This window comes from Flavobacterium franklandianum, from assembly GCF_007097365.1.
Lineage (GTDB): Bacteria > Bacteroidota > Bacteroidia > Flavobacteriales > Flavobacteriaceae > Flavobacterium > Flavobacterium franklandianum.
Genome location: NZ_VJZR01000003.1, coordinates 309,044 through 326,056, shown reverse-complemented (window position 1 = coordinate 326,056; position 17,013 = coordinate 309,044). Strand labels below are relative to the sequence as shown.

The window sequence follows — 17,013 nt, the reverse complement described above, 5'->3', positions numbered from 1 at the left end:
CTGAGTAAAAAGTAGCTGATTTACAGAAGATTAAAAAAAATTAGCTTTTTGAAATATATTTGAGCTGATAGTTTTTTGGTGTGATCGTATACATTTTATTAAATTCCCTGTAGAAATAAGAACGGTTATTAAAGCCGGATTGATAGCATACTTCAGAAACGGTCAACACATTTTTACGCAAAAGTTCCGCAGCGTATTTTAATCGTATAGTTCGTATTAAATCTCCCGGAGAAAGCCCGAAAATTTGTTTGATTTTTCGATACAATTGCGAATTACTAATCCCTAATTCTTTTTCAATAAATAAACTTTGAAGATTTTCGTTGTCAATATTAATCCGTATGAGTTCAATTACTTTTTTAATAAAATCTTTTTCCTCATTATCTATTGGCAAAGTAGATAGATTTTCGATCAGAGTGTCTTGAGAAAAATGCTTAAATATAAGTTCTTTTTCTTCAATAAGTTTTTGTATTCTTATTAATAAGTGATCCGGGTGAAAAGGTTTTGGTATATAAGAATTAGCTCCGCTTTCTATTCCTTCAATTCGATGCAAAACCGAATCTTTTGCTGTAAGCATTATAAAAGGAATATGGCAGGTTTTGATGTTTCCTTTGATTTTGGCGCAAAGCTCCACTCCATCCATCAGTGGCATCATTACATCACTAATGATAATATCCGGATTCTCTTTTTCAAGAATAGCCATAGCTTCTATACCATTGTATGCTGTAATAATTTTATATGTTTCACCTAGTAATTCATTAAGGAACATATGAATTTCTTTCTCATCTTCAACAATTAAAACTGTTTTACGAATATCTTCAAGTAAGTCAAGGGATGATATTTTATTAGGAATGCCATCAGATTTACTTGGAATTTCTTCAAGGATATTTTTTAGATGCTGTGAAATCAGAATCGGACTTGCTTCAACATCCAATTCCTTTTCATTAAAAGCTGCTTTGCTGCAAGGCAATAGAATGGTAAAAGTTGTTGATTCATTGGGAATACTGGAAACGAAAATGGCACCTCGTAATACTGTCACTAATTTTTTTATATAGGCCAATCCAATACCGGTTCTAAACAAATCGTTGTCTGTGGTTCTATTGGAGTCTGACAAGAAAAATCGATCAAACAAGGAATCCAGTTTTTCTTTGGGAATTCCCTTTCCTGTATTTACGATGGTTATGTTTAATTGATTTGAATCTTCATCCTGAATGTAAAACTTGAGATCAATCCTTCCGTTTATTGGAGTGTATTTAAAAGCATTTGACATCAGGTTAAATACTATTTTTTCGATTTTATCCTTGTCAAACCATCCCGGTAGTTCAGACGGAATGTCAAGATTATAATCAATATTTTTATCCAATGCCCATTCATCAAACAATTCGGCGATTTGTTCTATCAGGTTGACAAGATCAAATTTCTTTGCAGTAATTTCTAAATAGTCATATTCTGCTTTTCTAAATTCGAGTAATTGCTGGGTTAGAAATAATAACCTTGAAGAGTTTCTTTGAATCATATGAACGAACTTCTGATTTCTCTTATCAAGGTTTGATGCTTCAGAAAGTTTTTGAATGGGCCCCACAATCAAAGTTAAAGGAGTTTGAAACTCATGGGCAATATCGGTAAAAAATGTAAGCCGGTTTTCGTGTAGTGCTTCTTCTCTTTTTCTAAAAAGAATATTTTGACTTAATGATTGACGTTTTTTATAGTAACTTAAAACAAACATTATAAAAAGTACAACCAAAATGGCATAGATAATAATTGCAACTGTTGATTGCCAAAAAACGGGTTTAATCTTGATGTTGATGGCGTGAACCGGTTTACTCCAAACCCCGTCGCTATTGGACCATTTTATCCATAAAGAATAGTTGCCTTGCGGAACGTTTGTAAAGGAAATAATTCTTCTATTATTGATAAAATTCCAATTCTTGTCAAAATTCGTCAATTGATAGGCATATTTACATTTTTCACTATTTGTAAAAGTTAAAGCCGCTAATTCAATGTCAAAAAAGTTTTGATTGTACTTCAAAACTATAGACGGAGGATTATTAGAATCAGGAGGTATCACTAATCCTTGATAATAAGGAGTGGTCTGATTTTGACCGCTAATTTTATCAATCAGAATATCAGGAACTATAGAAGACTCTTTTATTTTTTGCGGCAAAAAATAATTAAATCCCTTGATTCCTCCCATAAAAACATAATCGGATTTCTGATTTTGGTAGAAAGCTCCATCGGCAAATTCATTGTTTTGAAGTCCCTCATTTTTGGTGTAATTGATAAATTTAGATTCATTCACAATAAAATTTGACAAGCCAAAATTGGTGCTTATCCAAAGATTCGATTTGTTATCACAAACAATACCGTGAATGGTATTATTAGGAAGACCTTCTTTAACTGTAAAACTCTTGAATACTGCTTTTCCGTCAGAATTCATTTTTTCCAATAAATTTAAACCAAAACTAGTTCCAATCCAAAGTCTATTATTAGCATCCGTTTGCAGACACAATATGTCATTATTGGATAAACTCTGTGAATCCTTGCTAATGTTTTTATAGGTGTGAAAAAAGCCTGATTTTTTGTCAAAGAGATTCAATCCTCCCAATCGGGTTCCAATCCAAAGCTGATTTTGGTTTTTTGGAACTATTGAAAAAATAATATTACTGCTCAGGGATTTCCCTCCTCTATTGTCGGCAATGTATTTCTTGTATTCGGTTACTTTTAGCTGTTCGCCTGAACGTTCAATTTTACATCGAATCATTCCATAACCATTCGTTCCTAACCAAATAAATCCTTCATTATCCTGATAAATGGCATAGGTTGACTTGAAATAATCACATTTTTCATTCCCAATAATTTCCGCCCAACTAATCAATTTTGATTTTTTTAAATCAAAAACATTAATTCCATTGCCATCGCTACCAATAAAAATTAAATCTTCTTTCCCTTTGCATAAAGCAAAAACAGAATTATCAATGGCACTGTTGCTATCATTGAAATTCTCATAATGTAAAGTTTTTTCAGCATTCAGATAAAAATTGGAAGGAAAACGAAATAATCCTTTTCCCTTTGTTCCAACCCAAAAAGAATTTTCGTCTACTTCTAAAAAGGCTCTTACAATACCTCCGTCCAATTCTGGAACTTGTATTTTAGAAATTAGATTAAAAGATTTTTTAAGAGGATACATTTTAAAAACCCCATCCCCATCAGTTCCGGTCCAAATAACATTTTCACTTCCTTGAATTAATGTAGTTATCTTTTGGTTTTTCAGGTATTTTAGCCACGGTTTGATGACACTATTTCCGTCATTGTCCACAATAGAATATCCTGATTTACTCAAAAGCACAAGTCCGTCCGGAATATTCCCAATGATGTTTCCAATATTTTTTTCAGGGAGTAAATGACTTTTATTGTCCAATAAAGAATATAAATTAGTGATACCTGATGTAGAGACAATACAGATTTTACCTTTCGGCATTAGCTCAAATGTTCTGATTCCATTTGAAATCAATCTCACTTTTGAGATGTTGATTTTGCCTTTACTTTTGGTTTTAAACGACAAAGCATAAAGTTCATTGTTTTCAAATAAAACTAACAATTCGCCGGTTAAAGTGAATTCCATTTTTTCAACTGCCTTTGTTGAAAAATTTTTGATTTTTAATAATTGAAAATCGTTGCCGTCAAAGTAACCAATCCCCCAATCTTTTACCGCACAAAAAACATTTTTTGAGGCATCAAGCGCCATATTAAATTCTGATTCTGATAACGGCGGCTTGTTTTTTCTGGTATAATAATAACGTTGAAAAGTATCTGTTTTTTTATCATACTGATTAATACCGTGAATCGTTAATATCCAGATTTTTCCGGTATGATCTTCATCAATTTTAAGAATTACCTGATTGCTTAGGCTATTTTCGTTGTCCAATTCAGGTCTGAAAATTTTGAAACTATTTCCATCGTACCGATTTAGACCGTCCCAAGTTCCTATCCAAAGTAAATTTTCGGAATCCTGAAAAATTGCATTAACGGAACTGTTTGAGAGCCCTTTAGTATTGTCTAACTGCTCCAAGGAGTATTTTAAATCTGATGCCTTGGAAAAGTTAAGATTAGATTTAAGACGATTACTACTGGCTTTTGGATCAACTTTATGCAGTTTTGGTATTGCATTATTTAATGCTATAAATTTTTCCTTATTATTACAAGAGAAAAAAAATATAAAAATAAAACTAACAATAAAAATTTTAATTCTCAATTTAATAAATGTATTTCCTATGTTAATTTTAAAATGGTTCTACTATGAAAAAAAACAATCGTGAGGTTATTTATCTTTTGAAAAATAAACTTTAGGAAGGATTATAAAAAAAAATATAGATAGTAATATTTTTAATTTTCTTCATTTATTGCAATACAATAATACAAATATAGCAAAATTGAGTAATCTTGAAATTTTAACTTATGCGAATCAAGGGTTAAAATATTAAGTTTATAAAAGCGGAAGCGATTTTGCCAAAGATATGAATCAACAGTCCTTTGGCAGACCTCACTTTACTAGCTCTTTGAATATCTGTTTTTTGAATTAGCCAATTAAATAATGACTCAATAGGTTGTCTAACTCTTGATACTGCTGTCGAAAACAAGTCATTTGCAGCTTTGTCTCTATTTTTAATTTCTTGACACTGCCCTTTGATACCCTTGACTGATGTCATCATAATTGAGTTTTTTTCTTGCTCTAATTCAGAAAAAAAATCTTGTTTATTATATATTTTATCTCCAAAGAAATTTCTGTTAGTTTTCTCAGACCAAGCTTCTTTGAAAACAGTTAAATCATTTACTGAAGCAGGAGTTATTTGAATTTCCTCAGGAAAAGGGATTTTATTTAAACGTCTAAAAGCCAATGCGTGTAATTTCACACCATAATAATAGAGGTTTTTAGTAGAACAATATCCTTTGTCGGTTAGTTCTTTAGCCGCTTTTGCATTACGCTTTCCTGAACAAGTGATTATTGGCATTGAATCCAGTAAACTTTGATCAGCAAAACAGTCAGAGGGTATAAAATCTTCAAACAACGAAGATGTAAAACGTCTAAAAGCTTCCGACAATTGGTTAAGCCGATTAGAAAAAGCAGTATATGAACCGAGTTTTGGAAACCAATCACGCAAATAATCACAAGCATAATTGTGAATTTGTTTGATGCTAAAGCGTTGTTCTTCTTGAACTGCAAATAGATAAATGGTCATAATTTCTTGGTCTGTTAAATCTTGCTTATCGTTGTTGCTAAAACGTTCGCAAGTATATTTTAAATCTTTTTCAAATCTGTCGCAGATTATTGAGTAGATTTTTATTAATTTTAGGGCTTTAGGCTGATTAATCATATATTTAAATGTGCGTTAGATACACTATAAATATACTGATTACCAGCTTATTAAACTAATTATTTGAAAGATATTTCTTTCCTTTTTATGCTTTTTTCAACCCTTGATTCGCATAAATTACTAATTAAATGGCCCAGTAAAAATAAAGCCCTACAATTAAATTGCACTTTTTTCAAACCGAATGTGGTTTCAGCTTGATTCAAAAGACAAACCTCAATTTTAGACATAAAAAAAACCTCTAAATTTCTTTAGAGGTTTTTGAAAATAATGTGAAGGCAGAAGGATTCGAACCTTCGACCGCCTGCTTAGAAGGCAGGTGCTCTATCCAGCTGAGCTATGCCTCCATTAATCATTAATTTTACTAATTACAAGAAAACTCAATAATTAGTCGGGGTGGCAGGATTCGAACCTGCGGCCTCCTGCTCCCAAAGCAGGCGCGATAACCGAGCTACGCTACACCCCGAAGTGCAAAAAAAGCGGAGAGTAAGGGATTCGAACCCTTGGTACAGTTTCCCATACGCATGTTTAGCAAACATGTCCTTTCGGCCACTCAGGCAACTCTCCAATATAAGAACTTATATTCCTTTTAAGCGGTTGCAAATGTAACTTTCTATTCTATATTTCACAAATAATTAACCCCTTTTTTTAAATGTTTTTTTTATACTGTTTTAAAATACTTAACAATCAAATGTATAGACTAATAAAAATAGAGATTTCAATTATATTTTTATGTATGATGCAATAAAAAAAATAAATTATTCAACATTTGATGACCAAATATATAATATTATCAAAATTGTAATTTGGTATTTACACAAAATGATTAAATTCGCAACTTAAATATAGAATTCAACTATTATGAACAAAAAAGTCGTTATTGTTTCTGCTGTCCGAACTCCTATTGGCAGTTTTATGGGAGGATTATCTACTGTTTCTGCTCCAAAATTAGGGGCAGTAGCTATAAAAGCCGCATTAGATAAAATACAATTAGATTCAAATTTAGTTGATGAAGTTTTTATGGGCAATGTCATTCAAGCTGGAGTTGGTCAAGCGCCTGCTAGACAAGCTGCGATTTATGCGGGTTTACCCAACTCTGTCGTTTGCACTACTGTTAATAAAGTTTGCGCGTCAGGAATGAAATCAGTGATGCTAGGAGCCCAAGCCATTCTGTGTGGTGATGCCGAAATTGTTGTTGCTGGCGGAATGGAGAATATGAGTTTGATACCCCATTATGTACATTTGAGAAACGGATATAAATTTGGCCCAGCAACTATGGTTGACGGAATGCAGAAAGACGGACTCACCGATGCTTACGACAACAACGCTATGGGCGTTTGTGCTGATTTATGTGCCGCGGAGTATGAAATAACTCGCGAAGATCAAGATAGCTTCGCAATTCAATCCTATGAGCGTTCTGCGAAAGCTTGGGAAGAAGGAAAATTTGACAACGAAATAGTTCCTGTTGCAGTTCCTCAAAGAAAAGGTGAACCAATTATAGTTTCTAAAGATGAAGAATTTACGAATGTAAAATTAGACCGAATTCCTTCTTTGAATGCCGTTTTTACAAAAGATGGAACTGTAACTGCAGCCAATGCGTCTACAATAAATGATGGAGCTGCCGCTATAGTATTGATGAGTGAAGAAAAAGCATTATTAATGGGTTTAAAACCTTTGGCCTATATAAGAAGTTATGCCGATGCGGCTCAGGAACCAAAATGGTTTACCACAAGTCCTTCTAAAGCAATTCCAAAAGCATTAGAAAAAGCAGGATTATCAATAGAAGATGTAGATTATTTTGAATTTAATGAAGCTTTTGCTGTGGTAGGTTTAGCCAATGCAAAAATCCTTGGATTGAATGATACAAAAGTAAATGTAAACGGCGGAGCAGTTTCTTTAGGTCATCCGCTTGGTTGCTCTGGTGCAAGAATTATTGTAACTTTACTAAATGTTTTAGAACAAAATAATGGTAAAATTGGAGCGGCTGCAATCTGTAATGGCGGCGGTGGAGCTTCGGCCATTGTTATTGAAAGAGCATAAAAACGTTGCAGGTTATAAGTTATGAGTTTACCTTTATACGCAATTTTACACACAACTTTTAACCTATTAACCCATAACCTTTAACCTTACTGTATGTTCGGAATTTGTAATCTAGCCATAATCCCTCTTCGAATTGAGCCTAACGATAGAAGTGAAATTGTTTCTCAAGTTTTGTTTGGCGAACATTTTGAAATCTTGGAACAGTTCAAACAATGGTCGAAAATTAAATTACAATTCGATGATTATGAAGGTTGGGTCGATTCTAAACAATATCAAATCATTTCCGAATCTGAATTTCATCAATTATCTGAGGATGTCATTGTATTAAATGCTGATTTAATAGAATACATAACAGGACCAGATAATTTATTACTTCCAATTCCGTTGGGTTCTTCACTTTCTTTTTTGAATCATTCTGATATTAATACTGCAAACTATAATTTTGAAGGAACAAAAACTAGTGGAATAAAATCTAAAAAATGCATCTTAAATACGGCTTTTATGTACCTCAACGCACCTTATCTTTGGGGAGGAAAAACGCCTTTTGGTATTGACTGCTCGGGTTTTACACAAATGGTTTACAAGCTTAATGGCTACAAATTATTACGTGATGCTTCACAACAAGCGCTTCAAGGAGAAGCATTGAGTTTTATTGAAGAAAGTGAGCCTGGAGATTTGGCTTTTTTCGACAATGAGGAAGGAAATATTATTCACGTAGGAATTATTATGGAGGACAACTATATCATTCACGCGAGCGGAAAAGTGAGAATAGACCGCTTGGATCATCTAGGAATTTATAATGCCGAAACAAACAGACATACCCACAAACTTAGGGTCATTAAAAAAATTATATAAAAAAAAACCGTTTCAACTTTTACATTGAAACGGTTTTTCATTTAAACTACTGCACTTTTATTTTTGCTCAAGTACTTTAATTTTTGCTTTCAACTCTTTGGATTCAGGCATCATTTCTAATGCACTGTAAACATTTAACAGTGTTTTTGCTACATCAATATTGGTTGGATCTAACTCATACGCTTTTTGAAGAAACGGAATAGTACTTTTGAACAAATCCTGTCTTTGAGTTTTCAACACTTCATAACGTTTCATATCCTTAGCAGAAGTTCCCAATTTATTCATTTCATCAATGATAACCTTCTCGTCTTCTAGTTTCAAAGCAGCCAAATTTATGTAAGCATTTGCATACTTAGGATTAATTTCAATTACTCTTTTATAATACTTCTCAGCATCAACACGATTTTTTGCGTTGGCACTTAGTACACCTAAATTGAAAACTAAATCGGCATCGTTTGGATTTTTTTCTAAAGCTTCAGCAACTAATTTTTTGTAAGTTTCAAAATCTTTAGTATCTAAATACAAATTGGCCTCTGTTAAAAGTAATGAGTTGTCCTCTGGATTCGCTTTTCTAGCATCAGAAATTGCTTTTTTAGCCTCTTCAATTTTACCGTCTTGAACTAAAATCAAAGCAATATTTTTGTAGATCTCACCTCTTTTTGAAGGAATCGCTTCCGTTTTTGGTTTTTCGTGAGTACCCAATTTTACAGCCAAATCTCTTTCTTTTACTGTAACATACTGATCTTCTTGACTAGTCAATTTATTAGTAGCCAAATAACTCGTTCCTTTTCCTGAATAATTTAATGTTTTCAATTCTTCATACAACTTAAGAGCTGTAGCATAATCTTTAGCATTTACATAAGTTGATGCTGCATAATATAAGTTGATGGTATCTTTTTTATCTAATAAATAAGCATCGTATAATTTTTGAGCACCCTCTAAATCTTTATCCGATTTTGTATCAGCAATTGCACTATTCAATAATTTAAATTTAATATCAATTATCGAAGTAGTGCCTTGAGCTGAATATTTATCCTTCCCAGATACTTTTTCTACAGCTAATAATTCTTGAAATGACTTTGCAGCCAATGTTAAATTTTTGCCTTCTTCTACTTTTTTATTGGCTAGTTCCAAATAAGCATTCCCATTTACAAAATAAAAGTGAGCTTTTTCAGCATCAGCTGCATTTGGTATCAATGACTGAGCCCCATTTAAAATTGTTACTGCTTCTTGTGGATTTCCACTTTTTAAAGCTTTTTCAGCTGCTTTAATTTGATCTTTTTGAGCAAAAGCAAATACTGAAATCAATAATGCTGACACTAGTATTACATATTTAATTTTCATAATTTTTGTTTTTAATTTATGTGCAAAAATAACTAGAATAACATTTATTATTTATGATAAAAATCATAAATAATAAATGTTATAGATTAATATTTAATTATTCATCAGAATCTTCGTCGTCACCAACTTCATCTGAATCTTCATCCTCTTCTAAATCGTCTTCATCAGAATCATCATCGTCTTCTACGGCATCGTCTTCAAGAACTTCAAGAACTGGTTTCACTCTTTCGATTACTTCTGTTTCTATGACATTTCCTTCTTCATCGACCACTACTTCCTCATCATCATCTTTCATTACTTTAGTAACTGCAGCAATAGAGTCGTTTCCTTTCAAATTGATCAATTTAACACCCTGAGTAGCACGTCCCATCACTCTTAAATCTTCAATAGCCATCCTAATCGTCAATCCAGATTTGTTAATTATCATCAAATCATCGGCATCAGTTACTGCACTTATTGAAATTAGTTTTCCTGTTTTCTCGGTGATATTCAAAGTTTTGACACCTTTTCCACCACGATTTGTAATTCTATATACATCTTCACCATCTTCATCAACTAATTTGGTACGCTTTCCGTATCCATTTTCAGTTACAACCAAAATCTGAGAATCAAGGATATTATCTTTATCGACAGTAACCATTCCAATTACTTCGTCGGTATCATCTTTTAGAGTAATTCCACGAACTCCAGAAGCGGTTCTTCCCATTGGACGGGTTTTAGTTTCTTCAAAACGAACCAGTTTTCCTGATTTCACAGCCAAAATAATCTGGCTTTCTCCGTTGGTTAATTTTGCTTCCAATAACTCATCACCTTCTTTAATTGTAATTGCAGCAACTCCATTTACTCTCGGTTTAGAATATTTCGCTAAAGATGTTTTCTTAACCTGACCTTTTTTAGTCACCATAACCAAATTATGACTATTAATATAGTCTTGGTTTTTTAAATCTTGTGTGCAAATAAAAGCTTTGACTTTATCATCACTTTCTATATTAATAAGATTTTGCAATGCTCTTCCTTTAGCCGTTTTGCTTCCTTCTGGAATTTCATAAACGCGCATCCAGAAACATTTTCCTTTCTGAGTAAAGAACATCATATATTGGTGATTGGTAGCAACATACATATGCTCCAAGAAATCTTGATCTCTTGTTCCCGCACTTTTTTGTCCAACTCCTCCTCTATTTTGTGTTTTATATTCGGTAAGGTTTGTACGTTTGATGTAACCTGCGTGCGAAATAGTAATTACTACATTCTCATCGGCAATTAAATCTTCAATACTTACATCTCCACCAGAATATTCAATTAAAGAACGACGAGCATCACCATATTTATCGCGGATTTCAACAAGTTCTTCTTTTATCAAAGCAATTCTCAGATTAACATCTGCTAGTAAAGCTCTTAAATGCTCTATCAACTTCATTATTTCTTCAAATTCAGCTCTTAATTTGTCTTGCTCTAGCCCAGTCAATTGACGCAAACGCATTTCAACAATGGCACGAGATTGAATATCAGATAGTTTAAATCTTTCTATTAATTTTTCTCTTGCTTCTTCGGTATTTTTAGATGCTTTAATTAATGCAATAACTTCATCAATATTATCAGAAGCAATTATTAAACCTTCTAAAATATGGGCTCTTTCTTCAGCTTTTCTTAATTCGAATTGAGTTCTTCTTGTAACTACATCGTGACGGTGTTCTACAAAATAATGAATCATATCTTTTAGATTCAACATTTGCGGACGTCCTTTTACCAATGCAATATTGTTTACACTAAATGAAGATTGTAATTGTGTAAATTTATAAAGTGTATTTAAAACTACATTTGGCGTTGCATCACGTTTCAAAATATAAACGATACGCATTCCGTTCCTATCCGATTCATCACGAATATTTGCAATTCCTTCGATTTTTTTATCATTTACCAAATCAGCTGTACGCTTAATCATATCCGCTTTATTGACTTGGTATGGAATTTCAGTAACAATGATACATTCTCTTCCATCTACTTCTTCAAAACCAACTTTGGCACGCATTACAATTCGTCCTCTACCTGTTTTAAATGCTTCACGAACTCCTTCGTAACCATATATTGTACCTCCAGTTGGAAAATCTGGCGCTTTAATATGATTCATCAATTCATCTATTTCAATTTCGTTATTATCAATATAAGCCAATGTTCCGTTGATAACTTCGGTAAGATTGTGTGGTGGCATATTAGTAGCCATACCAACTGCAATACCTGTCGCACCATTAATCAATAAAGTAGGAACTCTTGTAGGCATTACTTTTGGCTCATACAAGGTGTCGTCAAAATTCAACTGAAAGTCAACAGTTTCTTTTTCGATGTCTGCCATAATTTCTTCCGAAATTTTACGCATTCTAGCTTCAGTATAACGCATTGCTGCTGGACTATCGCCATCAACAGAACCAAAGTTACCTTGACCATCGACTAATAAATAGCGCAAACTCCATTCTTGAGCCATACGAACCATAGCATCATAAACAGAAGTATCTCCGTGAGGGTGATACTTTCCTAAAACTTCTCCGACTATTCTTGCCGATTTTTTATGGGCAGATTTTGAAGTTACTCCTAAATCATACATTCCGTAAAGTACTCTTCGATGTACTGGTTTCAAGCCATCTCTAACATCAGGAAGTGCTCTTGACACAATTACCGACATCGAATAATCGATGTAAGCTGATTTCATTTCATCTTCAATGTTAATGGGAATTAACTTTTCTCCTTCAGACATAGTTGTAATATTTAATAAATTTATTTTAGTTTCAAAACGTGCTAATATACGCTATTCCGATGTTTTTATGCAAACATTTCCGTACTTATTTCAATGATTTATTAACAAAATGAACTGATTTTTTAGTTAATAAATTATAGAACTTTTAACGTTTTTTTGTTCTTTTTTTTGTCAATTAGCTGACATAACTTCATAAGAGGAATGATTTTTGTTTTTCAAACAGTAATTCACTAAATTTACATCAGCAATACAAGATAATATGGATGATAATTTTTCACCAAGAGTAAAAGATGTTATTACTTATAGCAAAGAAGAAGCCTTGCGACTGGGTCACGATTTCATTGGTACCGAACATCTTATGCTCGGAATTTTGAGAGACGGAAACGGCAAAGCTATTAATATATTGAATAATTTATCAATAGATTTAAACCTTTTGCGTAGAAAAGTAGAGATTCTGAGTCCGGCAAGTCCTTCTATGGATACCAACAACGAAAAGAAGAATCTACACCTGACTAGGCAAGCAGAGCGCGCATTGAAAACCACTTTTCTAGAAGCAAAAGTATTTCATAGCACATCAATTAGTACAGCACATTTATTATTGTGCATCTTAAGAAATGAAAACGATCCCACAACCAAGCTACTAAATAAACTCAATATTGATTATGATGTAGCCAAAGAACAATATTTAAATATGACACCATCCGAAGAAAATTTTATCGAAAACTTGCCAAAAAATGATGCCTACAATGAAGATTCAGGACAAGATGACAGTCTGAAAGAAGGAAATTTTAATAATCCAGCCAATAAATCCAACAAAAAATCGAAGACTCCTGTTTTGGATAATTTTGGGAGAGATTTAACAGAAATGGCCGAAGAAGGAAAATTAGACCCTGTGGTAGGACGTGAAAAAGAAATTGAACGGGTTTCTCAAATTTTAAGCCGTCGTAAAAAGAATAATCCACTGCTTATTGGAGAACCAGGCGTAGGGAAATCTGCCATTGCCGAAGGCTTGGCTTTGCGAATTATTCAAAAGAAAGTATCCAGAATATTATTCAATAAACGAGTGGTAACACTTGATTTAGCCAGTCTTGTTGCTGGAACAAAATACCGTGGACAATTCGAAGAACGTATGAAAGCCGTGATGAACGAATTAGAAAAAAATGATGATATCATTCTTTTCATTGACGAAATTCACACTATTGTTGGCGCTGGTGGAGCAACAGGTTCGCTTGATGCTTCAAATATGTTCAAACCCGCTTTAGCCAGAGGAGATATTCAATGTATTGGTGCCACAACTTTAGACGAATACCGTCAATATATTGAAAAAGATGGCGCATTGGAAAGACGTTTCCAGAAAGTAATTATTGAACCAACTTCGGTTGAAGAAACCATTACGATTCTGAACAACATCAAAGACAAATATGAAGATCACCACAATGTAACGTATAGCCCAGAGGCTATCGAAGCTTGCGTTAAATTGACTAATAGATATATGTCTGAGCGTTTCTTGCCTGACAAAGCTATCGATGCTTTAGACGAAGCAGGTTCAAGAGTTCACATCACCAATATTGAAGTTCCAGCACAAATTTTGGAATTAGAAAAACAATTAGAAGATGTTCGCGAACTGAAAAATGCGGTTGTCAAAAAACAAAAATACGAGGAAGCAGCAAAACTTCGGGACGATGAAAAACGTTTCGAAAAAGATTTAGCTATTGCCCAAGAACAATGGGAAGAAGATTCTAAAAACAATAGAATCGAAGTTACCGAAGACAATGTTGCTGATGTAGTATCAATGATGACGGGAATTCCTGTAAATCGTATTGCCCAAACCGAAAGCAATAAACTGGCCATTTTGCCACAACTTATCGAGAATAAAGTCATTGGACAAAAAGAAGCCGTTTTGAAAATTTCGCGTGCCATCCAAAGAAATCGTGCCGGATTGAAAGATCCAAATCGACCAATTGGTTCCTTCATTTTCTTAGGACAAACGGGAGTTGGAAAAACTCAATTGGCCAAAGTTTTGGCCAGAGAATTATTCGATTCCGAAGAGGCTTTGATCCGAATTGATATGAGTGAATATATGGAAAAATTCGCCATCTCTAGATTAATTGGAGCACCTCCAGGATATGTTGGCTATGAAGAAGGGGGACAATTAACAGAGAAAGTACGTCGTAAACCGTATTGTGTAGTGCTTTTAGACGAAATAGAAAAAGCACATCCCGATGTTTTTAATATGATGTTGCAAGTTTTAGACGATGGTTATTTAACCGATAGTTTGGGACGAAAAATCGATTTCAAAAACACGATTATCATTATGACTTCGAATGTTGGAGCACGACAATTGAAGGATTTTGGTCAAGGAGTTGGTTTTGGAACAGCTGCCAAAGTAGCGCAAGCCGATGACAATTCGAAAAGTATCATAGAAAATGCTTTGAAGAAAACATTTGCTCCAGAATTCTTGAATAGAATTGATGATGTGATTGTATTTAATGCATTAGAAAAAGAAGACATCAATTTGATTATCGAAATTGAATTGAAAAAACTATACGAACGCATCAAAGATTTAGGCTACCAATTAGTTCTTTCTGATAGAGCCAAAGCATTTATTGCCGACAAAGGTTTTGATAGACAATTTGGCGCAAGACCACTCAAAAGAGCGATTCAAAAATATGTAGAAGATGCTCTTGCCGAAGAAATTATTACTTCTAAAGTGAGTGTTGGCGATGAAATTTTTATGGATTTAGAAGATGAAACTTCGCAAGAATTATCTGTTAAAATTCAAAAAGCCGAAGAACCTACGAATTAGCCTGAATTTATTAGACATTTATTAGCCAAGAATTCAATAATTTCAAAATATATCTGTGAAATTAGTGAATTCGTGGCTTTTTTTTTAATGCTTTTAATGCCAAGCCGAGAGTTGTTAAGTTTATGGAAATTCAGCGGATTTCAATGTTAATAGAAATCAAAATACGAAACAACATCAACCCCATCGGGGTTGCATTATATAGATAATCATACGATCCTGTTGGGGGCGTTGTGTAAATCGAATATTATTTCTATAAACATTTGACCTTTCCAAGGACTGTGAATCCTTAACTTAATGATATTGCGCTCGACTTGACATACGTTATACCCAAAGAACCAATCATTTAAAATCATTGTAATTCGCCTCTCATTGATTTAACCGTAATTTAACATTCAAAGTTCTCTATTCGATATATATTTACATCTGATTTAGTTTCCATACAAACCACATTTATGTTACAAAGCAAAATAATTTTAGGCAGCGAAGAATGGTGTACACTTCCTGAATTAGGAATTCCTTCCATAAAAGCTAGAGTCGATTCTGGTGCTAAAACCTCGGCTTTACATGCCAAAAATATTGCTCCATTTATTAAAGATGGACAGAATTGGGTCAAATTTGACATCAATCCAATACAAAATAATGTCAAAACCATAATTCATTGTGAAGCTCCTCTGGTCGATAAAAGAGTCGTAAAAAGCTCGAGTGGTTTTAGAGAACAACGCTATGTCATTCAAACTTCATTAGAGATTGGAAATTCTATTTGGATAATCGAAATGACTTTGACCAATCGAGATTCAATGGGTTTCCGAATGTTATTGGGTCGTGAAGCGATGAGCGGAAGGGTTTTAGTCGATCCCGAACAACAATATCTTTTGGGACAAACATCTAGTGATAATTTAAATGAAGTCTATAAAAATGCCGTAAAAACGAGTTCCGGTTTACGCATCGGATTACTGGCAAGCAACCCCGAATTGTACAGCAACAAGCGAATTATGGAAGCGGGAGAAATGCGTGGCCACAAAATGCACTTTTTGAACATCAAGGAATGCTATATGAAACTAGATGCCAAAACTCCCGAAATTCATTATCGTGGTGGAATAATCCTAAATCAATTTGATGCCATTATTCCAAGAATTCGACCGAGTATCACTTTTTATGGTTGCGCTTTGACAAGACAATTCGAAGCTTTAAATGTATTTTGCTTGAATTCATCGACTGCAATTACCCAATCTCGCGATAAATTATTTTCTTTGCAATTGCTACTGCAAAGCGGCATTGATATTCCAACAACGGGTTTTGCCAATTCGCCTTTGGATACCAACGATTTGATAACAATGGTTGGCGGCCCACCATTGATCGTAAAATTACTCGAAGGAACTCAAGGAAAAGGAGTTGTTTTGGCCGAAACCAAAAAAGCTGCCGAAAGTGTCATCAACGCCTTCAAAAGTTTGAATGCAAATATATTAGTTCAAGAATTTATCAAGGAAGCCAACGGAAAAGACCTTCGTTTGTTTGTAATCGACGGAAAAGTGGTAGCAACCATTCAAAGAGAAGCATTGCCGGGCGAATTCCGGGCTAATATTCACCTTGGTGGAACCGCATCTGTTATAAAACCCACATCCGAAGAGAAAAAAATTGCCATTCGTGCCGCCAAAGCCATGGATTTGAAAGTGGCTGGTGTGGATATTATTCGCTCTACAAAAGGCCCTTTATTACTCGAAGTAAACTCATCTCCGGGACTCGAAGGAATTGAAAGTGCCACTAATAAAGACATTGCGGGCGAAATGATTTTGGCTATTGAGAAGAATTTTAAAATATAATAATTGGCTGAAGCATATCTTTAAATAAAAAAT

General features: G+C 33.8%; 8 protein-coding genes and 3 tRNA genes. 4 read left to right on the top strand and 7 right to left on the bottom strand.

Annotation, left to right across the window (positions count from 1 at the left end; genetic code table 11):
• Positions 1–40: 40 nt before the first annotated feature.
• The 5 genes from FNW17_RS06175 to FNW17_RS06155 all read right to left on the bottom strand — a co-directional run bounded on the left by FNW17_RS06175 (position 41) and on the right by FNW17_RS06155 (position 5,933).
• A complete protein-coding gene (locus tag FNW17_RS06175; RefSeq protein WP_235893251.1) occupies positions 41–4,066 on the bottom strand; it encodes a two-component regulator propeller domain-containing protein in 4,026 nt (1,341 codons plus the stop codon).
• Positions 4,067–4,466: 400 nt separating this feature from the next.
• Entirely contained in the window at positions 4,467–5,369 is a 903-nt protein-coding gene (locus FNW17_RS06170) for a transposase (RefSeq protein ID WP_144071145.1), read from the bottom strand.
• A 270-nt stretch (positions 5,370–5,639) separates the two neighbouring features.
• Positions 5,640–5,713: transfer RNA gene (locus FNW17_RS06165), tRNA-Arg, on the bottom strand.
• Positions 5,714–5,757: 44 nt separating this feature from the next.
• A tRNA-Pro gene (locus FNW17_RS06160) sits at positions 5,758–5,832 on the bottom strand.
• 14 nt (positions 5,833–5,846) lie between these two features.
• Positions 5,847–5,933 (bottom strand) — tRNA-Ser (locus FNW17_RS06155).
• A gap of 294 nt (positions 5,934–6,227) precedes the next feature.
• Here FNW17_RS06155 and FNW17_RS06150 point away from each other — a divergent pair.
• Positions 6,228–7,406, top strand: coding sequence for an acetyl-CoA C-acyltransferase (locus tag FNW17_RS06150; RefSeq protein ID WP_144071144.1), 1,179 nt, complete (start codon positions 6,228–6,230; stop codon positions 7,404–7,406).
• Positions 7,407–7,499: 93 nt separating this feature from the next.
• Positions 7,500–8,261, top strand: coding sequence for a C40 family peptidase (locus FNW17_RS06145; RefSeq protein ID WP_144071143.1), 762 nt, complete (start codon positions 7,500–7,502; stop codon positions 8,259–8,261).
• A gap of 57 nt (positions 8,262–8,318) precedes the next feature.
• Here the strand turns inward: FNW17_RS06145 and FNW17_RS06140 are convergent, their stop codons facing one another.
• Positions 8,319–9,605 carry a tetratricopeptide repeat protein gene (locus FNW17_RS06140; RefSeq protein ID WP_144071142.1) on the bottom strand — a complete coding sequence of 429 codons (1,287 nt, stop codon included), beginning with the start codon at positions 9,603–9,605 and terminating at the stop codon, positions 8,319–8,321.
• 97 nt (positions 9,606–9,702) lie between these two features.
• Positions 9,703–12,354 carry a DNA gyrase subunit A gene (gyrA, locus tag FNW17_RS06135; RefSeq protein WP_144071141.1) on the bottom strand — a complete coding sequence of 884 codons (2,652 nt, stop codon included), beginning with the start codon at positions 12,352–12,354 and terminating at the stop codon, positions 9,703–9,705.
• 259 nt (positions 12,355–12,613) lie between these two features.
• Here gyrA and FNW17_RS06130 point away from each other — a divergent pair, with 259 nt between their 5' ends.
• Positions 12,614–15,160 (top strand): ATP-dependent Clp protease ATP-binding subunit, encoded by a 2,547-nt coding sequence (locus FNW17_RS06130; RefSeq protein ID WP_143389827.1) that lies wholly within the window; start codon positions 12,614–12,616, stop codon positions 15,158–15,160.
• Positions 15,161–15,612: 452 nt separating this feature from the next.
• A complete protein-coding gene (gene rimK / locus FNW17_RS06125) occupies positions 15,613–16,980 on the top strand; it encodes a 30S ribosomal protein S6--L-glutamate ligase (protein ID WP_143389828.1) in 1,368 nt (455 codons plus the stop codon).
• Positions 16,981–17,013: the final 33 nt, after the last annotated feature.